Raw genomic sequence first — 18,808 nt, forward strand, 5'->3', positions numbered from 1 at the left:
CCTGCGCCGGTGTCCGTCACACCGATCGCCTCCCCCCGTACCAGCGGCACTCGCCGAACATCAAGCCGAACATCAATGCGTGCCGACCGTACAGCGACCGGCCGAAATGCGTCAGACCCTGTGGACAACTCCACACCTGTGGAAAACCGTCGTCGCCGAGAACGGGGACCTGCCATGAGTGCGGGGGTGGCGCGCCCGTTCGGCGGCCTGGCCGAACTTGCCGAACCGCCCCCGCCGGGGCCCTCGCCGCGTGAGGCTTGACCCGTGCGGTGAGGCGACGAGGGAGGAGGCACCGTGCTGCGCGTGCTGCTGCTCGGGCTCGGGGCGCTGTCGGTGGGGACCGACGCCTATGTGACGGCGGGTCTGCTGCCCGCGATCGGCGGGGACCTGCACGAACCGGCCTCGGTGACCGGTCAGCTCGCGACGGTCTTCATGCTCTGCTACGCGTTGCTCGCACCCCTGGCGGGCGCGGCGCTGGGACGTCTGGGCGTGCGGCAGGTGCTGATCGGGGCGCTGGGCCTGTTCTGTCTGGCCAACGCCGCCAGTGCCGTGGCGCCCTCCATGCCCGCGCTGCTCGTGGCGCGTGGTGTCGCCGGGGTGGCCGCCGGGGTGTTCGTCCCGGTCGCGGCGACCGCGGCGGCGGCGCTGGCCGCACCGGAGCGCCGCGGCCGGGCGCTGTCCGTGGTGCTGGGCGGGCTGAGTTCGGGCACCGTCGCCGGGGTGCCGGCCGGACTGTTCCTGTCCGGGCACTTCGGGTGGCGGGCGGCGCTGTGGCTGGTGACCGGGCTGGGCGTGGTGTCGCTGACCGGGATCCTGGCCCTGCTGCCGGACGTGCCCGGCGCCCGGATGCCCGGGCTGCGCGCGCGGGCCGCGGAGCTGGCGGACCGCAGGGTCGCCCTCGCGGTGCTCACCGCCTTCCTCCAGGCGGTGGCCAGCCTGGGTCTCTACACGTACCTGACGACGGTGCTCGACGCGGCGGAGTTCGCCGGACACCGGACGGGTCTGTGGCTGTGGGGCGCGGGCGGGGTCGCGGGCAGCTTCCTGATCGGACCCCTGCTGGACCGCACGGGCCGGCCCGGCGTGCAGGTGGCGGTGCTGCTGGCCGCGCTGTCCCTGTGCCTGGCCGCGCTCCCGCTGCCGACCGGCGCGGCCGTGCTTCCGCTGCTGGTGGTGTGGGGAGCGGTCGGCTGGGCGTTCGTGGTGCCCCAGCAGCACCGGCTGCTGGCCCTCGGGGCGTCCGGCGGCACGGCCGTCCTCGCGCTGAACAGCTCCGCCACCTATCTCGGCGGCTCGGCCGGCTCGGCGCTCGGCGGGGCCGGGCTGTCCGCCGGCGTCCCCGCGGACCACCTGCCGCTGCTGGCCTCGGCCGTCGCCGCGGTGGCCTGCGCGCTGCACCTCCTCGGCCATCGGCGCCGGCGAGGCGTGTCCCATCCGGCCCCGGACGCGACGCCGCGCCCGGGATCCGAGCAGAACGGAGAACTCGTATGAGGTTCGGGGCCGACCTGCCCGACTGCGGACCGGCGACCGCCCCCCGAGTCCCTGCCGCCGGCGTGCCGGTCACCGTCCCGGAATCCGCCCGGGACCTTGACCTGTCGACGGCCTCCCGCGCCTCCGCCTTCCACCCCGCGCCTTGGCCTGCTCGACGAACTGGGCGTCGCGGCGCCCCTGCGCGACTGGGGCGTCACCGCTGACCTCCGCCGCCCGGCGGCCTGAGACTCTCGTCACACCCGGCCCCGGACACAGCAGAACGGGCGGATCGTGAATCACGATCCGCCCGTTCCGGCGATGTGCGCGAGGGGGGAGTTGAACCCCCACGCCCTTGCGGGCACTGGAACCTGAATCCAGCGCGTCTGCCTATTCCGCCACCCGCGCATTGGGTGTGTCCTCGGGCTGTCCCCTGGGGGGCCTGCGCCTTCCGACACGCAGAACATTAGCACGCTGGCCGGGATGGATTCACATCCCTTTCCCCCGCGCGGGAGGGAGGCCGCCCCGACTGTCGCCGCCGCGCCCCCGGCACGTATCAACCTCGTACCGGTCCCCGCCCGCCTCCCGGGAGCGGACCCGGCGCACAGTCCGGTGCGGGACACTTGACCGCGCCCGCCTCTACGATCCATGGCAGGAGTTCGAAGGGCGGCCCGGCAGGGAACCTCGTCAGTCGTCGGCATCCGCCGACGGGGCCGACAGGGGGAACCAGCCGATCCACCGGCGCGTGGATACGATCAGTAAGCAGTACCTGTACACAGGACGGCAACGACGGAGGAGGTGCCCCATGGGAGTCCTGAAGAAGTTCGAGCAGCGTCTCGAAGGTCTGGTCAACGGCACCTTCGCCAAGGTGTTCAAGTCCGAGGTCCAGCCCGTGGAGATCGCCGGCGCGCTCCAGCGCGAGTGCGACAACAACGCCACCATCTGGAACCGCGACCGCACCGTGGTCCCCAACGACTTCATCGTGGAGCTGAGCACGCCCGACTTCGAGCGGCTCAGCCCCTACTCGGGCCAGCTCGGCGACGAGCTGGCCGGCATGGTCCGCGACTACGCCAGGCAGCAGCGCTACACCTTCATGGGACCGATCAAGGTCCACCTGGAGAAGGCGGACGACCTGGACACCGGCCTGTACCGGGTGCGCAGCCGCACCCTGGCCTCCTCCACCAACCAGCAGAGCCCCGAGGCCGCACCGCCGGCCGCCGGCGCCCGCCGTCCCGGCGGCTACGGCTACCCTCAGCCCGGCGCGCCCGCCGGCGCTCCTCCCATGCCCGCCGCGCCCCCGCCCGGCGGGCGCCCCGGCGGCTACGGCTATCCGCAGCCCGCCGCCCCCCACACCCCCCCGGCCGTCGCGCCCGGTGCGCGCACCAGGTACTGGATCGAGATCAACGGCACCCGCCATCAGATCTCCCGCCAGACGCTCGTACTCGGCCGCAGCACCGACGCCGACGTGCGGATCGACGACCCCGGCGTCTCCCGCCGGCACTGTGAGATCCGGACCGGAACGCCCTCGACGATCCAGGATCTCGGGTCCACCAACGGCATCGTGGTGGACGGGCAGCACACCACCCGCGCTACGCTCCGCGACGGCTCGCGGATCGTCGTGGGCAGTACCACCGTTATCTATAGGCAAGCCGAAGGGTGATCCGGGGGCAATGTCAGAGCTGACCCTCACGGTCATGCGGCTGGGTTTCCTGGCCGTACTGTGGCTGTTCGTGATCGTGGCCGTGCAGGTCATCCGCAGCGACCTGTTCGGAACGCGCGTCACTCAGCGCGGGTCCCGACGGGAAGCCGCCCGGCCGCAGCAGGCCGCGCGGCAGGCGCCCCCGCAGCAGCGCCAGCAGCAGCCGGCGGGCGGCGGTCGGGCGCGCCGCAACGCCCCCACCAAACTGGTGGTGACCGAGGGCACACTCACCGGCACCACCGTCGCGCTCCAGGGCCAGACCATCACGCTGGGCCGCGCGCACGACAGCACGATCGTGCTGGACGACGACTACGCCTCCAGCCGGCACGCCAGGATCTACCCGGACCGGGACGGCCAGTGGATCGTCGAGGACCTGGGGTCCACGAACGGCACGTTCCTCGACCGGACCCGCCTCACGACCGCGACGCCGATCCCGCTCGGAGCACCGATCCGCATCGGCAAGACCGTCATCGAGCTGCGGAAGTAGTGCTGCATCATGAATGAGCGCGAGCGGAGCGAGCACGCAGCGGCGGTCCACACCCGGGGCCCCGGCGCGCTCCCGACCGGAGGGTGGGCAGTGTGGCTCGACACGATCGGCTGTACCCGGAGCCGACGGGCGAGGTGCGCATGAGTCTGTCACTGCGCTTCGCCGCCGGTTCGCACAAGGGCATGATCCGCGAGGGCAACGAGGACTCCGGATACGCCGGTCCGCGCCTGCTCGCCATCGCCGACGGCATGGGCGGCGCCGCGGCCGGCGAGGTCGCCTCCTCCGAGGCGATCTCCACCATCGTCGCGCTCGACGACGACGTGCCCGGCTCCGACATCCTCACCTCGCTCGGCACGGCGGTCCAGCGGGCCAACGACCAGTTGCGCCAGATGGTCGAGGACGACCCGACCCTGGAGGGCATGGGCACCACGCTCACCGCCCTGCTGTGGACGGGCCGGCGCCTCGGCCTGGTGCACGTCGGCGACTCGCGCGCGTATCTGCTGCGCGACGGGGTGCTGACCCAGATCACGCAGGACCACACCTGGGTGCAGCGGCTGGTGGACGAGGGCCGCATCACCGAGGAGGAGGCCACCACCCACCCGCAGCGCTCCCTGCTGATGCGCGCGCTGGGCAGCGGCGACCACGTCGAGCCGGACCTGTCGATCCGCGAGGTGCGGGCCGGCGACCGCTATCTGATCTGCTCCGACGGGCTGTCCGGAGTCGTCTCGCACCAGACGATGGAGGACACCCTCGCCAGCTACCAGGGCCCCCAGGAGACCGTGCAGGAGCTGATCCAGCTCGCGCTGCGCGGCGGCGGCCCCGACAACATCACCGTGATCGTCGCCGACGTCCTCGACCTGGACACCGGGGACACCCTCGCCGGGCAGCTGTCCGACACCCCGGTGGTGGTCGGCGCGGTCGCCGAGAACCAGAACCAACTGCAGGACAACGGCATCATGCAGACCCCGGCCGGCCGAGCCGCGGGCCTCGGCCGCCAGGTGCCCGGTCAAAGCGGCGGCGGGGGCGGCGAGTTCGGCCCGCCCGGCTCCGGCGACACCACCGGCTTCATTCCGGCGGGCGGCTTCGGCGCGTACGACGAGGGCGACTTCGTCAAGCAGCGCGGCGGCCGCCGGTGGCTGAAGCGGTCCCTGTACGGCGCGCTGGCGCTGGCCGTGGTCGGCGGCGGCCTGTACGGCGGCTACCGCTGGACGCAGACGCAGTACTACGTCGGCACGAACGGCGAGCACGTCGCCCTGTACCGCGGCATCAGCCAGGACCTCGCCTGGGTGTCGCTCTCGAAGGTGGAGAAGGACCACCCCGAGATCGAACTCAAGTACCTGCCGCCGTACCAGCGCAAGCTGGTCGAGGCCACGATCGCGGAGGGCGACCGGAAGAACGCCCAGGCCAAGATCGACGAACTGTCGGTCCAGGCCTCCGCGTGCAAGAAGGAGGCCCAGCGACGGGCCGCCGAGAACCGGAACAGCGCGAAGCCGGGCGAGGACGAGGACGGCGGAACCAGCCGGACGTCCCTCGCGTCCAAGGCCACGCCTAGCCCCACGGCGTCCGCGTCCCCGAACCCGTCCAAGTCCCCGTCCGCGACCGCCACTCCCAGCCCCGGGCCCAGCCTCTCGGAGGAAGAGCAGAAGGTCGTCTCGATGTGCGGTAAGCAGTAGGCAAGCCGTGAGAGGCCCCGTCACACGATGAGCAGTTCTACGAACACGCCGACGCACCACACGTCCACCATCGGCTCCATCGGCGCGCCGAGCCGGCGCAACACCGAGCTGGCGCTGCTGGTGTTCGCGGTCGTCATCCCGGTCTTCGCCTACGCCAACGTGGGCCTCGCCCTCAACGACGAGGTCCCCACCGGACTGCTGGGCTACGGCCTGGGCCTCGGCCTGCTGGCCGGCGTCGGCCACCTCGTGGTCCGCAGGTTCGCGCCGTACGCCGACCCGCTGATGCTCCCGCTGGCCACGCTGCTCAACGGCCTCGGGCTGGTCGCCATCTGGCGGCTGGACCAGTCGCCGCTGCTCCAGGACATCGGCCAGGCAGGCGGCGCGGCCCCGCGTCAGCTGCTCTACACGGCGATGGGCATCGCGCTGTTCGTGGTGGTGCTGATCTTCCTCAAGGACCACCGCGTCCTGCAGCGCTACACGTACATCTCGATGGTCGGCGCGCTGATCCTGCTGCTGCTGCCGCTGGTGCCCGGCCTCGGCAAGGACCTTTACGGCGCGAAAATCTGGATCTCGGTCGCCGGATTCTCCATCCAGCCCGGCGAGTTCGCGAAAATCGTCCTCGCGGTGTTCTTCGCCGGCTATCTGATGGTCAAGCGGGACGCCCTCGCGCTGGCCAGCCGCCGCTTCATGGGCCTGTACCTGCCGCGCGGCCGGGATCTCGGCCCGATCCTCGTGGTGTGGGCGATCTCGATCCTGATCCTGGTCTTCGAGACCGACCTCGGCACGTCGCTGCTGTTCTTCGGAATGTTCGTCATCATGCTGTACGTCGCCACCGAGCGGACCAGCTGGATCGTCTTCGGTCTGCTGATGTCCGCGGTCGGCGCGGTCGGCGTGGCCAGCTTCGAGCCGCACATCCAGACGCGTGTGCAGGCCTGGCTGGACCCGATGCACGAGTACGAGCTGAGCCGCGCCGGCGTCCAGGACGGCATCGTCCACTCCGAGCAGGCCATGCAGGCCCTGTGGGCGTTCGGTTCCGGCGGCACCCTCGGCACCGGCTGGGGCCAGGGCCACTCCGACCTGATCCGGTTCGCCGCCAACTCCGACTTCATCCTCGCCACCTTCGGCGAGGAACTGGGCCTGGCCGGCGTGATGGCGCTGCTGCTGCTCTACGGCCTGATCATCGAGCGCGGCATCCGCACCGCCCTGGCGGCCCGCGACCCGTTCGGCAAGCTGCTCGCCGTCGGCCTGTCCGGCGCCTTCGCGCTGCAGGTCTTCGTGGTCGCGGGCGGCGTCATGGGGCTCATCCCGCTGACCGGTATGACGATGCCGTTCCTGGCCTCCGGCGGCAGCGCTGTCATCGCCAACTGGGCGCTGATCGGCATTCTGCTGAGAATCAGCGACACCGCGCGCCGTCCGGCGCCCGCCCCCGCCCCCAACCCCGACGCCGAGATGACCCAGGTGGTCCGACCGTCATGAACAAGCCCCTGCGCCGGATCGCGATCTTCTGCGGACTGCTCATCCTGACCCTGATGATCCGCAACAACTATCTCCAGTACGTCAAGGCGGACGAACTGGCCACCGACACCGAGAACCGCCGGGTCGCCATCGAGCGCTATGCCACCCCGCGCGGCAACATCATCGTCGAGGGCAAGGCGATCACCGGCTCCAAGCGGGCCACCAGCGGCGACTTCGACTACGTGCGCACCTACAAGAACGGCCCGATGTGGGCGCCGGTCACCGGCTACGCCTCGCAGGCGTTCGGCACCAACCAGTTGGAGAGCATCGAGGACGGCATCCTCACCGGCAACGACGACCGCCTCTTCTTCCGCAACACCCTCGACATGCTCACCGGCAAGGACAAGGAGGGCGGCAACGTCGTCACCACCCTCAACGCCGCGGCGCAGAAGGCCGCGTACGAGGGTCTGGCCCAGCGGGGCAAGGGGGCCGTCGCCGCCATCGAACCGTCCACCGGCAAGATCCTGGCCCTGGCCTCCTACCCGTCGTACGACCCGTCGACGTTCGCCGGGTACTCCGCCGAGGACCAGAAGGCCTGGAACAAGCTCCAGAAGAAGAACAACCCCGACGACCCGATGCTGAACCGGGCGCTGCGCGAGACCTACCCGCCGGGCTCCACGTTCAAGGTGGTCACCGCGGCGGCGGCCCTGGAGCACGGCCTGTACGAGGACGCGGACGAGAAGACCGACACCCCGCTCCCGTGGGTCATGACGGGCACCCGCACCGAGCTGAAGAACGACGGCAACCTGCCCTGCGAGAACGCCACCCTGCGCGTCGCCCTGCAGTGGTCCTGCAACACCGTCTTCGGCAAGGTCGGCGCGGACCTCGGCAACGACAAGATGCTGGAGACGGCGAAGGAGTTCGGCTTCACCAGCGAGCAGTTCACCCCGGTCCGCGCCAACGCCTCGGTGTTCTCCGACGACATGAACCCGTCGCAGACCGCGCTGTCCTCGATCGGCCAGTTCAACACCGCGGCGACCCCGCTGCAGATGGCCATGGTCGCCTCGGCCGTCGCCAACGACGGCACGCTGATGAAGCCGTACATGGTCGACAAGCTCCAGGCGTCCGACGTGGACACCATCGAGCAGACCGACCCGGAGGAGCTCAGCCGGCCGCTGTCCTCGGACAACGCCCAGATCCTGCAGTCGATGATGGAGACGGTCGTCGAGAAGGGCACCGGCTCCAACGCCAGGATCGACGGCGTCACCGTCGGCGGCAAGACCGGCACCGCGCAGCACGGCGTCGACAACAGCGAGAAGCCGTACGCCTGGTTCATCTCCTACGCCAAGCTGGACGACGGCAGTTCGCCGGTGGCGGTGGCCGTGGTGGTCGAGGACGAGAACGCCGACCGCGGCGACATCTCCGGCGGCGGCCTCGCCGCCCCCATCGCGAAGAGCGTGATGGAGGCGGTCATCAACAGCAAGGGGTGAGACGCCCGTCACGTCGCCTTCACATCGGTGCACGTTGCGATACCGGTCCTGTATCGGGTGACGGGCTTGGCCAGGTCCCACAAAGCGAGCCGGGTACGGTAGGCCCGGACGGGCAGCCTCCGACCGCACACACCGTGCCGGTCGGGACCGACGGAGAGGGCTGGTAGGAAGCTATGGAAGAGCCGCGTCGCCTCGGCGGCCGGTACGAGCTGGGCCCGGTGCTCGGCCGTGGTGGCATGGCGGAGGTCTATCACGCGCATGACACCCGGCTCGGTCGCCAGGTGGCGGTGAAGACGCTGCGCGCCGACCTCGCGCGCGACCCGTCCTTCCAGGCCCGGTTCCGCCGGGAGGCCCAGTCGGCCGCCTCGCTGAACCATCCCGCGATCGTGGCGGTCTACGACACGGGCGAGGACTACATCGACGGGGTCTCCATCCCGTACATCGTGATGGAGTACGTCGACGGCTCCACGCTCCGCGAGCTGCTGCACAGCGGCCGCAAGCTGCTGCCCGAGCGGGCCATGGAGATGACCATCGGCATCCTCCAGGGCCTGGAGTACGCCCACCGCAACGGCATCGTGCACCGGGACATCAAGCCGGCCAACGTCATGCTGACCCGCGGCGGCCAGGTCAAGGTGATGGACTTCGGCATCGCCCGCGCCATGGGCGACTCCGGGATGACGATGACCCAGACCGCGGCCGTCATCGGCACCGCCCAGTACCTCTCCCCGGAGCAGGCCAAGGGCGAGCAGGTGGACGCCCGTTCCGACCTGTACTCCACCGGCTGCCTGCTCTACGAACTGCTGACCGTGCGCCCCCCGTTCGTCGGCGACTCCCCGGTGGCGGTGGCCTACCAGCACGTCCGCGAGGAGCCCCAGCCGCCGTCGGTCTTCGACCCGGAGATCACGCCGGAGATGGACGCCATCGTCCTCAAGGCGCTGACCAAGGACCCGAACTACCGCTACCAGTCGGCCGACGAGATGCGCGCCGACATCGAGGCCTGCCTCGACGGCCAGCCGGTAGCCGCGACGGCCGCGATGGGCGCGGTCGGCTACGGCGGCTACCCCGACGACCAGCAGACGACGGCCCTGCGCGCCGACGCGGGCGGCGGCGCCACGACGATGCTGCCCCCGATGAACCCGGACGACGGCGGTTACGGCTACGACGAGCGCCCCGACCGGCGCCGCCAGAAGAAGTCCAACACCTCCACGATCCTGCTGGTCGTGGCGGCCGTGCTGGTGCTGGTGGGCGCGGTGCTGATCGGGCGGTGGGTCGTCGGCGGCGACGGCGTCGGCAGCGACAACGTGCCCGTTCCGAACTTCGTCGGCCTGTCCAAGGGCGACGCGGAGGCACAGGCCGTCAACAGCGACCTCAAGGTCACGTTCGACCCGAAGCCCTGCGAGGACCAGCAGAAGGACCACGTCTGCGACCAGGACGTCAAGGCCGACGAGAACGTGGCGAAGGGCTCCACGATCAACCTGGTGCTCTCCACGGGCGCTCCCAAGGTCGCCGTGCCCAGCGTGATCGGGCTCTCGCTGGACGAGGCCAAGTCCAAGCTGGAGGGCGACGACTACGAGTTCGTGGTCAAGACGGAGACGCGCGAGGCGTCGGAGGACCCGGGCACGGTCCTGGAGCAGGACCCGGTCTCCGGCAAGGAGCTCGAGAAGGGCTCCACGATCACCCTCACGGTCGCCAAGGCCGAGGAGAAGGCCACGGTCCCGGACGTGGTCGGCCAGACCTGTGAGGCGGCCCAGAAGCAGCTGGAGGCCAGCGACCTCACGGGCACGTGCACCGAGGTGCCGACCGAGGACCAGAACCAGAACGGCAAGGTCCTGGAGAGCACGCCGGGGGCCGGCACCGAGGTCGACAAGAACTCGACGGTCGCCCTCAAGGTCGGCAAGTTCGAGCAGAAGCAGAAGGTCAAGGTCCCGGACGTCCGCAACAAGCCGGTCGCCCAGGCCAAGGCCGAGCTGGCCGCGGCCGGCTTCACGAACATCCAGTTCGCGGGCGGCAGCGACCAGAGCGACACGGCCCTCGTGGTGAACCAGAACCCGGGTCCGAACCAGGAGGTCGACGACCCGGCCGCGACGCAGATCACGCTGCAGTCCATCGGCTTCGGCGGCGGCGGGAACAACAACGGCGGCGGCGGGAACGGCGGCGGCGGCGGCCTCTTCGGAGGCGGCGGCGACTAGCGCCGGGACATGAGCGCAGGACAAGAGCGGGGCCCCACCGGTGAGCACCGGCGGGGCCCCTCGTCCGTCGCGGACCGGCCGTTCAGCGGATCTCCTCCGGCGGCGTCCGCCGCTCGTCCACCTTCTCCACCCGGTCCAGCTCGCCCCAGACCACGTAACGGTGGCGGCTGGTGAAGACCGGCGTGCAGGTCGTCAGGGTGATGTAGCGGCCGGCCTTCGTGCGGCCCGACTCCTTCGGGACCGGGTCGAGCACCGCGACGTTGTACTTCGACGTCTCGGGGAGGACGGCGTACACCTTGTAGACGTACCACTCCTCCTTCGTCTCGAAGACGATCGGGTCGCCCTTGCCCAGCTTGTGGATGTTGTGGAACTTGGCGCCGTGGCCGTCGCGGTGGGCGGCGAGGGAGAAGTTGCCCTTCTTGCCGCTGGTCGGGAGGACGGCCTTGACGGGATCGGTGTAGTAGCCGGCGACGCCGTCGTCGAGCAGGCCCGCCGAGGTGCCCTTCTTGACGAGTATCTCGTCGCCGGTCATCGCGGGGACGTGCAGGAAGCCGATGCCGTCCCTGCTGTCGTACGCGGCCGGTCCCGAGCCGCCGTCCCGGGCCCAGCCGTCGCGGACCCGGTCGCCCTCGCGGTCGGCCTTGCGGTCCGCAACAACGTTCGTCCACCACAGGGAGTAGACGACGAACAGGCCGAGGACCAGGCCCGCGGTGATCAGGAGTTCGCCGAGGACGCTGACCGCCAGGGCCAGCCGGCCGGGGCGGCGCCGCCCGGGCTCCGGTACGGGCGGGGACGTCCCGGCGTCGTCCTCGCGCTCTTCACGATCGGTGGTCGCTGCCACGTTCATCCGCCCTTGCCACGTTCATCCGCCCCGACCGACGCCCTAGTCGACGAGCGCATCCGGCTTTCCCTTGCTGCGCGGCCGTTCCTCGGCCATCTTTCCCCAGACGATCATCCGGTACTTGCTGGTGAACTCCGGCGTGCACGTCGTCAGCGTGATGTAGCGGCCGGGCCGGGTGAAGCCCGATCCCCGTGGGACGGGATCCAGGACGCCGATGTTGCCGGGCGAGGTCACCGGGAGGATGGACGCCATCTTGTAGACGTAGTACCGGTCCTGCGTCTCCACGACGATCGGGTCGCCGGGTTCGAGGCGGTTGATGTAGCGGAACGGCTCGCCGTGCGTGTTGCGGTGGCCGGCGAGCCCGAAGTTGCCGGTCCTCGCGTCGGGCATCGCGGTCTTCAGCGCGCCCTCGGCGTAGTGGCCGACCATCCCGCGGTCCAGCACCTTCTCGCTGTCGATGCCCTCGGCGATCGGGACCACCACGTCCAGCCGCGGGATGTGCAGCAGGGCGAAGCCCTGGCCCGGCTCGAAGACGCCCGGGTTGCGCTTGCCGCTCGCCCAGTCCTCCTTGAGCTGGCTGGCCTCGCTGCCCGCCTGGGCGTGGGCGCGGATGTTGGTCCACCACAGTTGGTAGGTGACGAACAGCAGCATCAGCACGCCGGTCGTGATGAAGACCTCGCCGATGACCCGGCTGGCGATCACTCCGGGGCTGGGCCTGCGGGCGCGGGCGAGGCGGCGGGCCTCGACGCGGGAGAGGGGGGCTCGGGGCTCCTCGACGACGCCGGACGGTTCCGGGGGCAGGGCCGTGACGCCGCGGCGGCCGTGACGCCGCCTGGCCGCCCTTCTGCGGGCCGCTCGCCCGCCCGGCGCGGGTCCGTCGGCGGGGGAGCCCGCAGGGCCCTGGGAGGGCCGCTGAGGGCCGCCCGGCGGGTCGGGGACGCGCAGGGCCATCGTCTCGTCGTCGCGGAGCGTCCCGTACGACTGCGGTTGCGCCCGGTGCGGCTGAGGCTGTGCGCGGTGTGGCGGGGGCTGCGCGCCGTGTGGCTGCGGTGACTGGTGTGGCTGCGGTGACTGGTGCGGCTGCGGTGACTGGTGCGGCTGGGGAGACTGGTGCGGCTGCTGTGGCCGGTCCTGCTCCCCGAACGTGCCCGGGGCCCCGTACGGCTGCCCGTACGAGGTGCCCTGGTCGCGGGCGCCCGCGCCGGACTCACGCTCGGGGCGCAGCGCGGTCACGCCGTGGCCCTGCCCACCACCGGGGCGAGCCCCGTCGATCTCGCCACCGCGCCGTGGTCGCCGCACTCCGTGAGCCAGTTGGCCAGCATCCGGTGGCCGTGCTCGGTGAGCACCGACTCGGGGTGGAACTGGACGCCCTCGACGGGCAGCTCCCGGTGGCGCAGGCCCATCACGATGCCGTCCGGCGTGCGGGCGGTGACCTCCAGCTCGGCCGGGACGGTCAGGGGCTCGGCGGCCAGCGAGTGGTACCGGGTCGCCGTGAAGGGCGAGGGAAGGCCGGCGAAGACGCCCTTGCCCTCGTGTTCGACGGGTGAGGTCTTGCCGTGCAGCAGCTCGGGGGCGCGGTCGACGACGCCGCCGTAGGCGACCTGCATGGACTGCATGCCGAGGCAGACGCCGAAGACGGGGACGCCGGTGTCCGCGCAGTGGCGGACCATCTCGACGCAGACGCCGGCCTCCTCGGGGGTGCCGGGACCGGGCGACAGCAGCACGCCGTCGAAGCCGTCCTGGGCGTGCGCGGTCGACACCTCGTCGTTGCGCACGACCTCGCACTCGGCGCCCAGCTGGTACAGGTACTGGACGAGGTTGAAAACGAAGCTGTCGTAGTTGTCCACGACCAGAATGCGCGCGCTCACTGGTTGTCCACCGTCACATCGTTGAAGGGCAGCAGCGGTTCGGCCCACGGGAAGACGTACTGGAACAGGATGTAGACCACGGCCACGACCAGCACGAGCGAGAGCAGGGCCTTCACCCACGCGTTCCCCGGCAGATGCCGCCAGATCCAGCCGTACATGCCGTCCCTTCCGTCGCACCACGGCACCAGACACACGCCGTACGTCACCAGACTAACGGCGCTGCTCCAGGGGTTCGGCGTACTGCAGGTCGACGGTGCCCGAGTAACCCGGGAGGGTGACCTCGCCGTCGTCCTCGACCTTCCAGCCGAGGCCGTAGACGTTGACGTAGACCATGTAGTTCTTGATCGCCGGGGAGGCGGAGAGCGCCTTCTTGAGCTTCCCGGGGTCGCCGACGGCCTGGATCTTGTAGGGGGGCGAGTAGACGCGGCCCTGGAGGATCAGGGTGTTGCCCACGCAGCGGACGGCGCTGGTGGAGATGAGCCGCTGGTCCATCACCTTGATCCCCTTGGCGCCGCCCTGCCACAGGGCGTTCACCACGGCCTGGAGGTCCTGCTGGTGGATGACCAGGTAGTCGGGCTGCGGCTCGGGATAGCCGGGGAGCCTCGCTGTGGCGCCGGGCGGGGCGTCGTCCAGGGTGACGGTGATCGCCTCGCCGGTCAGCTCCTGGGTGCCGGCGCTCTTCTCCAGGGCGGCGAGCCGGTCGTCCTCCGCCCTGCTGCTGCCGTCGTCGCGTTCGGCGAGGGACTCCACGTCCTCGCGCAGGGCGGCGTTGGACTCGTCCAGGGCGGCGTTGTCGCGGCTGCGCTCGTGGATGAGGTCGGACAGCCGCAGCAGGGAGGCGTCCGTGCGGATGTCGGTGCCCCTGGCGGTGTCGAAGCTGAGGAAGAAGAGCAGCCCGGCGAGCGCGAAGACGCCCGCGGTGAGCACCCGTACCGGCCGGAACCGGACGGCGCGGACATTTCCGGGGGCAGGGCTGGATCCGGTCCCGGGAGAGTCGGCAGAATTGCTCAACGTACCCTTATCTCCTTCGGCGCCACGGAAGCACTACGCTAACGGACGCCCGGGGGAGCACTCAGTGTCCCCTTGTACGCTGCCCCGAGCCCGACCCAGTTACCTGCGCGGCCACGCAGCGCATCGACAGGAGAGACCCTCGTGCCGAAGTCACGTATCCGCAAGAAGGCAGATTTCACTCCGCCGCCGTCGAAGCAGGCGACCAGCATCAAGCTGAACAGCCGCTCCTGGGTCGCACCGGTCATGCTCGCCCTGTTCCTGATCGGGCTTGCCTGGATCGTCGTCTTCTATGTCACCGACGGTTCGCTTCCGATCGACTCGCTGGGCAACTGGAACATCGTGGTGGGCTTCGGCTTCATCGCGGCCGGGTTCGGCGTCTCCACGCAGTGGAAGTGAGTTATCCACAACCGTTGTCCACAGTGGGGAAAAAGAAAGACCATCTGTGGATAACCAATCGAGCGTTGACGCCGGTGTGACAGACACACCGGTGCCCGAAAGCTTGTTCGCCCCCTGCCTGACCTGCGCCAACACGGGTCGGTGGCAGGGGGCACAGCTGTTCCCGCACACTGTGCACAAGATCGGCCACCCGCTGTGGACAACGCCTGGTGAGCGGCCCGGCGCCCCCTTCAGCGGCCCTGCCGCCGACTTCAGGTGAGCTGGACCGTGCGCAGCAGGACCATGCCCGCCACCACCGCCAGGACCAGGGCACAGGCGCCGTACTGCACCAGCGCCCGCCGCTCGCGCGGGGCGTGCACCATGGCGTGGCCGACGACCACTCCGGCCACCAGTCCCCCGATGTGGGCCTGCCACGCGATGTTGAAACCGGGGGTGAAGGTGAAGATCAGGTTGATCGCCAGCAGAGCGATCACCGGCCGCATGTCGTAGTCGAGCCGCCGCATCAGCACGGCGGTCGCGCCGAACAGCCCGAAGACCGCGCCCGAGGCGCCGAGCGAGGCCGCCGAGGGCGCCGCCAGCAGATACGTCAGCGCGCTGCCGGCGAGCCCGGAGACCAGGTAGAGCGCGAGATAGCGGACCCGGCCGAGGGCGGCCTCCAGGGGTCCGCCGAGCCACCACAGGCTCAGCATGTTGAAGGCGATGTGCCAGATCTCCTCGTGCGTGAACATCGAGGTGACCAGGCGGTACCAGTCGCCGCCCGCGACGCCCTCCGTGGGAGTCCAGGGGGCGGGCGGCCAGGCGCCGATCAGGACCAGGTCGTTCAGCAGCGACGACGACGCGTGGACGGCGACGAACACCGCGAGGTTGATACCGATGAGGATCTTGGTGAGCAGCCGCGGGTCGGCCGTCACCGCGCCGCCCGCGAGGGTGCGGGGGCGGGCGGCGCCCGGTGCGTGGCCGGTGCCGGCGCCCTCCCGCACGCACTGCGGGCACTGGAAGCCGACGGAGGCGCTGACCATGCACTCGGGGCAGATCGGGCGCTCGCAGCGGGTGCAGCGCACGCCGGTCTCACGGTCCGGGTGCCGGTAGCAGACAGGGGTGCTCCGGGCGTCCTGCTGACTGTCGTGCGCCTGGTCCATGCGGTCCCCTCGGTCGTCACCCGGTCTTCCTCGACACTCCAACGCCCCGCTCATCTTTACGGACGAGCGGGGCGTTCGGTTCCCTGCGGGAGATGTCGGACCGGTCCGGCCGGCGCCGTCCGTCCCGGACCGGTCCGGCGGATCAGCCCTGGCGGCTCTCCACGACGACCGACTCGATGACGACGTCGTTGACCGGACGGTCGGTGCGCGGGTTGGTGTCCGTCGTCGCGATGGCGTCCACGACCTTCTGGCTGGGGCCCTCGACGACCTCGCCGAAGATGGTGTGCTTGCGGTTCAGCCACGCCGTCGGGGCGACGGTGATGAAGAACTGCGAGCCGTTGGTGCCCGGGCCGGCGTTGGCCATGGCCAGCAGGTACGGCTTGTCGAACCGCAGGTCCGGGTGGAACTCGTCCTTGAACTGGTAGCCGGGGCCGCCCGTGCCGTTGCCCAGCGGGTCGCCGCCCTGGATCATGAAGCCGCTGATGACCCGGTGGAAGACCGTGCCGTCGTACAGCTTGGCCGCGGCCTTCACGCCGGTGGCCGGGTGCGTCCACTCCCGCTCGCCCTTGGCGAGCTCGACGAAGTTCTTGACCGTCTCGGGCGCATGGTCCGGGAAGAGCCGGATCTCGATGTCGCCCTTGTTGGTCTTCAGGGTGGCGTAGAGCTGCTCAGCCACGATCTGCCTTCCGTTGTCTTCCTGTGACACCCCGATCCTCGCACGCCCCACGCCGTACGTCGCCCGGCACGGGCGCCGGGCGACGATCCGTGGCATTGTCGACGACAGGTTCGTCTTGTCCACGCTCACCCGGTTCGTTCTGTCGTCCCGTTCCGTCGTCGCAGGAGCCGTTTCGTTCCGTCGTCGCGCGATCCGTCCCATGTCCGCCGTCGCACGGTCCGTCCCGCTCCGTCGTCGCACGGTCCGTCCCGCTCCGTCGTCGCACGATCGCGTGACCCGGATGCCCGCTTCGCATGCCCGACCGCACACCGGGAGGCATGATCCGTAAAAGGGTGGAAAGTCGAAATACCGTACGCCACCGAGGAGGAGGAAACCCGTGACCCGCATCGACAGCGTGCGCGCCGCGACCGGCTCGGCGAAGGACAGCGTGCTGCACGCCGCGGAAGTGGTGGCGCCCTACGCCGACACGGCCAAGGACCGGGCCGCGCACTACACGAAGGAGGCGCGGGTACGGCTCGCGCCGAAGGTGTCCCAGGCCCGCGTCCAGTACGCGGCCCTTGTCGCCCCGCGGCTGGAGCAGGCCCGTTCGCATGTGCCGCCGAAGGTCGACATCGCCGCCCAGGAGGCCGCCGTCCGCGCCCAGGAAGCCGCTCTCCGCGCCCGTAAGGCAGCACTTCACGCCGCCGAGTTCTCCCGGCCCAGGATCGAGCAGGCGGTGGCCGTCGCCGGTCCCGTCAAGGACGAGGCCGCGTCGCGGGGTGCCGCCGCGCTGGCCGCGCTGCGCGGTCAGGTCTCGGCCGAGGAGATCCAGAAGCTGGTCCGCAGGCAGCAGCGGCGGGCCAGGCGGGGCAAGGCCGTGAAGACCCTCGTGCTGCTCGGCCTCGCCGCGGGCGGCGCCGTCGCCGCCTGGAAGTGGTGGGACAAGCAGGCCAACCCCGACTGGCTGGTCGAGCCGCCCGCCGCGACCGAGGTCCCCGAGGGCGGCCGGCTGACGTCCGTGGACGGCAGCGGCGCCACCTCGCTCGATCCCGAGGTGCAGGCCAAGGAGGCCGACGAACAGGCGACCGACCGCGAGGACCGCGGCTGAGCGGCCCTCACGGCCCTCGGGGTGCCGAGGACGGCGGGAGGCCGTGATCGCCGCCGAGCGTGATCACGGCTGACCGCGGCTGATTCCCGACGGCGCGCGGGCGCTCCGGAAAGACGGCGCGGGGCGGGAGACCCAAGGGTCTCCCGCCCCGCGGTCGTGTTCCGTTTGCAACGTCCGGATGTGGAGGTCGTGCGCAGATTTCGCCTACGGAACGTGTCGGTCCGGTTACCCTCATTCCGCTCGCGCAGCTCACACCCGCCCCGCACTCCCCGGCGCGCCGGCGCACCACCGCCGCGCCCGCAGCGCCCCGCCCTTCGCACACACCCCGTCACACCCGTTTGCGCAAACAATCGCAACGAGTCCCCCGCCGTCCGTCCGCCCTCGGGCGTGACACAGGTCATGGTCGACGAGGACGCCGGGACCCCGCGCACAAGAACGGCCGGACGCCCACGGAAGGACGTCCGGCCGGTCGCGATCCGGTGGAGCCTAGGGGAGTCGAACCCCTGACATCTGCCATGCAAAGACAGCGCTCTACCAACTGAGCTAAGGCCCCGGGAAGAGGAGCTGCCGGCCGGCTGAACCGCGTGCCGATCGGCGCCGCAGACCAGAGTAGCGGGTCGCCGCCCGGTTCTCGCAAAAGATTGGGGGGTCCCCGTGGACGACCACTCTCCGTAAGATGCTCGGCGTGGTTCGCTACAGCGAACCGCGGTTCTGGGGAAGCGATGGGGAGACGCAATGGACGCCGCACAGCAGGAAGCCACCGCAAGAGCGCGGGAACTGCAGCGGAACTGGTACGGGGAGCCGTTGGGGGCGCTCTTCCGTAAGCTGATCGACGATCTTGGACTCAACCAGGCTCGTCTCGCGGGGGTACTGGGACTGTCGGCGCCGATGCTGTCGCAGCTGATGAGCGGTCAGCGCGCGAAGATCGGCAACCCGGCCGTGGTCCAGCGGGTGCAGCTGCTCCAGGAGCTGGCCGCGCAGGTCGCGGACGGCAGCGTGAGCGCCGCCGAGGCCACCGACCGCATGGAGGAGATCAAGAGGTCCCAGGGGGGCTCGGTGCTCAGCAACGCCACGCAGACGACGAACAGTTCGGGCGCGCCCACGGTCAAGCGGGTGGTGCGCGAGATCCAGTCGCTGCTGCGCTCGGTCGCCGCCGCGGGCGACATCATCGAGGCCGCGGACACCCTCGCCCCGAGCCACCCCGAACTGGCAGAGTTCCTCCGGGTCTACGGCGCCGGCCGCACCTCCGACGCCGTCGCCCACTACCAGTCCCACCAGAGCTGACCCCCGTCGGCCCGGTCGCCGCGGGGGGACACGGCACACCGGGCCGACG

Annotated in this window: 17 protein-coding genes and 2 tRNA genes; 10 read left to right on the forward strand and 9 right to left on the reverse strand. The window is 70.8% G+C overall.

Going from position 1 to position 18,808, the window contains the following annotated elements; all coding sequences use genetic code 11:
* Positions 1-294: 294 nt before the first annotated feature.
* Complete coding sequence (locus tag ABZY13_RS11525; protein WP_356629293.1) at positions 295-1,488, forward strand: MFS transporter; 1,194 nt, start codon at positions 295-297, stop codon at positions 1,486-1,488.
* A 300-nt stretch (positions 1,489-1,788) separates the two neighbouring features.
* Here the strand turns inward: ABZY13_RS11525 and ABZY13_RS11530 are convergent.
* A tRNA-Leu gene (locus tag ABZY13_RS11530) sits at positions 1,789-1,872 on the reverse strand.
* A 397-nt stretch (positions 1,873-2,269) separates the two neighbouring features.
* Here ABZY13_RS11530 and ABZY13_RS11535 point away from each other — a divergent pair.
* The 6 genes from ABZY13_RS11535 (at position 2,270) to pknB (ending at position 10,457) form a co-directional block, all read left to right on the forward strand.
* Positions 2,270-3,124, forward strand: coding sequence for a DUF3662 and FHA domain-containing protein (locus ABZY13_RS11535; RefSeq protein ID WP_356629295.1), 855 nt, complete (start codon positions 2,270-2,272; stop codon positions 3,122-3,124).
* A 10-nt stretch (positions 3,125-3,134) separates the two neighbouring features.
* A complete protein-coding gene (locus ABZY13_RS11540; protein WP_356629297.1) occupies positions 3,135-3,650 on the forward strand; it encodes an FHA domain-containing protein in 516 nt (171 codons plus the stop codon).
* A 140-nt stretch (positions 3,651-3,790) separates the two neighbouring features.
* Positions 3,791-5,323 carry a Stp1/IreP family PP2C-type Ser/Thr phosphatase gene (locus ABZY13_RS11545; RefSeq protein ID WP_356629299.1) on the forward strand — a complete coding sequence of 511 codons (1,533 nt, stop codon included), beginning with the start codon at positions 3,791-3,793 and terminating at the stop codon, positions 5,321-5,323.
* A gap of 27 nt (positions 5,324-5,350) precedes the next feature.
* Complete coding sequence (locus ABZY13_RS11550) at positions 5,351-6,799, forward strand: FtsW/RodA/SpoVE family cell cycle protein (protein ID WP_356629301.1); 1,449 nt, start codon at positions 5,351-5,353, stop codon at positions 6,797-6,799.
* A complete protein-coding gene (locus ABZY13_RS11555; protein ID WP_356629303.1) occupies positions 6,796-8,268 on the forward strand; it encodes a penicillin-binding protein 2 in 1,473 nt (490 codons plus the stop codon). Before ABZY13_RS11550 ends, ABZY13_RS11555 begins: the two co-directional genes overlap by 4 nt.
* A gap of 173 nt (positions 8,269-8,441) precedes the next feature.
* On the forward strand, positions 8,442-10,457 hold the full coding sequence (gene pknB, locus ABZY13_RS11560; protein WP_356629305.1) for a Stk1 family PASTA domain-containing Ser/Thr kinase: 2,016 nt from the start codon (positions 8,442-8,444) through the stop codon (positions 10,455-10,457).
* 82 nt (positions 10,458-10,539) lie between these two features.
* Here pknB and ABZY13_RS11565 read toward each other — a convergent pair whose 3' ends face one another.
* The 5 genes from ABZY13_RS11565 to ABZY13_RS11585 are packed head-to-tail and all read right to left on the reverse strand — an operon-like array spanning position 10,540 to position 14,177.
* The gene (locus tag ABZY13_RS11565) at positions 10,540-11,304 is read right to left on the reverse strand and encodes a class E sortase (RefSeq protein ID WP_356629307.1); all 765 of its coding nucleotides are present in this window, start codon (positions 11,302-11,304) and stop codon (positions 10,540-10,542) included.
* A gap of 36 nt (positions 11,305-11,340) precedes the next feature.
* On the reverse strand, positions 11,341-12,531 hold the full coding sequence (locus ABZY13_RS11570; RefSeq protein WP_356629309.1) for a class E sortase: 1,191 nt from the start codon (positions 12,529-12,531) through the stop codon (positions 11,341-11,343).
* A complete protein-coding gene (locus tag ABZY13_RS11575; protein WP_356629311.1) occupies positions 12,528-13,166 on the reverse strand; it encodes an aminodeoxychorismate/anthranilate synthase component II in 639 nt (212 codons plus the stop codon). The genes ABZY13_RS11570 and ABZY13_RS11575 overlap by 4 nt, the downstream gene beginning before the upstream one ends.
* Entirely contained in the window at positions 13,163-13,324 is a 162-nt protein-coding gene (locus ABZY13_RS11580; protein WP_356629313.1) for a hypothetical protein, read from the reverse strand. Before ABZY13_RS11580 ends, ABZY13_RS11575 begins: the two co-directional genes overlap by 4 nt.
* Positions 13,325-13,376: 52 nt before the next feature.
* Complete coding sequence (locus ABZY13_RS11585; RefSeq protein WP_356629315.1) at positions 13,377-14,177, reverse strand: DUF881 domain-containing protein; 801 nt, start codon at positions 14,175-14,177, stop codon at positions 13,377-13,379.
* Positions 14,178-14,318: 141 nt separating this feature from the next.
* Between ABZY13_RS11585 and crgA the strand changes: the two genes are divergently transcribed.
* A complete protein-coding gene (gene crgA / locus ABZY13_RS11590; RefSeq protein WP_356629317.1) occupies positions 14,319-14,573 on the forward strand; it encodes a cell division protein CrgA in 255 nt (84 codons plus the stop codon).
* 251 nt (positions 14,574-14,824) lie between these two features.
* Here crgA and ABZY13_RS11595 read toward each other — a convergent pair whose 3' ends face one another.
* On the reverse strand, positions 14,825-15,712 hold the full coding sequence (locus ABZY13_RS11595; protein WP_356629319.1) for a rhomboid family intramembrane serine protease: 888 nt from the start codon (positions 15,710-15,712) through the stop codon (positions 14,825-14,827).
* A gap of 142 nt (positions 15,713-15,854) precedes the next feature.
* On the reverse strand, positions 15,855-16,388 hold the full coding sequence (locus tag ABZY13_RS11600) for a peptidylprolyl isomerase (protein WP_356629321.1): 534 nt from the start codon (positions 16,386-16,388) through the stop codon (positions 15,855-15,857).
* Between the two features lie 376 nt (positions 16,389-16,764).
* Between ABZY13_RS11600 and ABZY13_RS11605 the strand changes: the two genes are divergently transcribed.
* Positions 16,765-17,475 carry a DUF5324 family protein gene (locus ABZY13_RS11605; RefSeq protein WP_356629323.1) on the forward strand — a complete coding sequence of 237 codons (711 nt, stop codon included), beginning with the start codon at positions 16,765-16,767 and terminating at the stop codon, positions 17,473-17,475.
* A gap of 480 nt (positions 17,476-17,955) precedes the next feature.
* Here ABZY13_RS11605 and ABZY13_RS11610 read toward each other — a convergent pair.
* Positions 17,956-18,028: transfer RNA gene (locus ABZY13_RS11610), tRNA-Ala, on the reverse strand.
* Positions 18,029-18,210: 182 nt separating this feature from the next.
* On the opposite strand from ABZY13_RS11610, the gene ABZY13_RS11615 reads away from it, so the two are divergent.
* Positions 18,211-18,759, forward strand: coding sequence for a DNA-binding protein (locus ABZY13_RS11615; RefSeq protein ID WP_356629325.1), 549 nt, complete (start codon positions 18,211-18,213; stop codon positions 18,757-18,759).
* Positions 18,760-18,808 lie beyond the last annotated feature (49 nt).

The organism is Streptomyces sp. NPDC006610 (assembly GCF_040611575.1).
GTDB lineage: Bacteria > Actinomycetota > Actinomycetes > Streptomycetales > Streptomycetaceae > Streptomyces.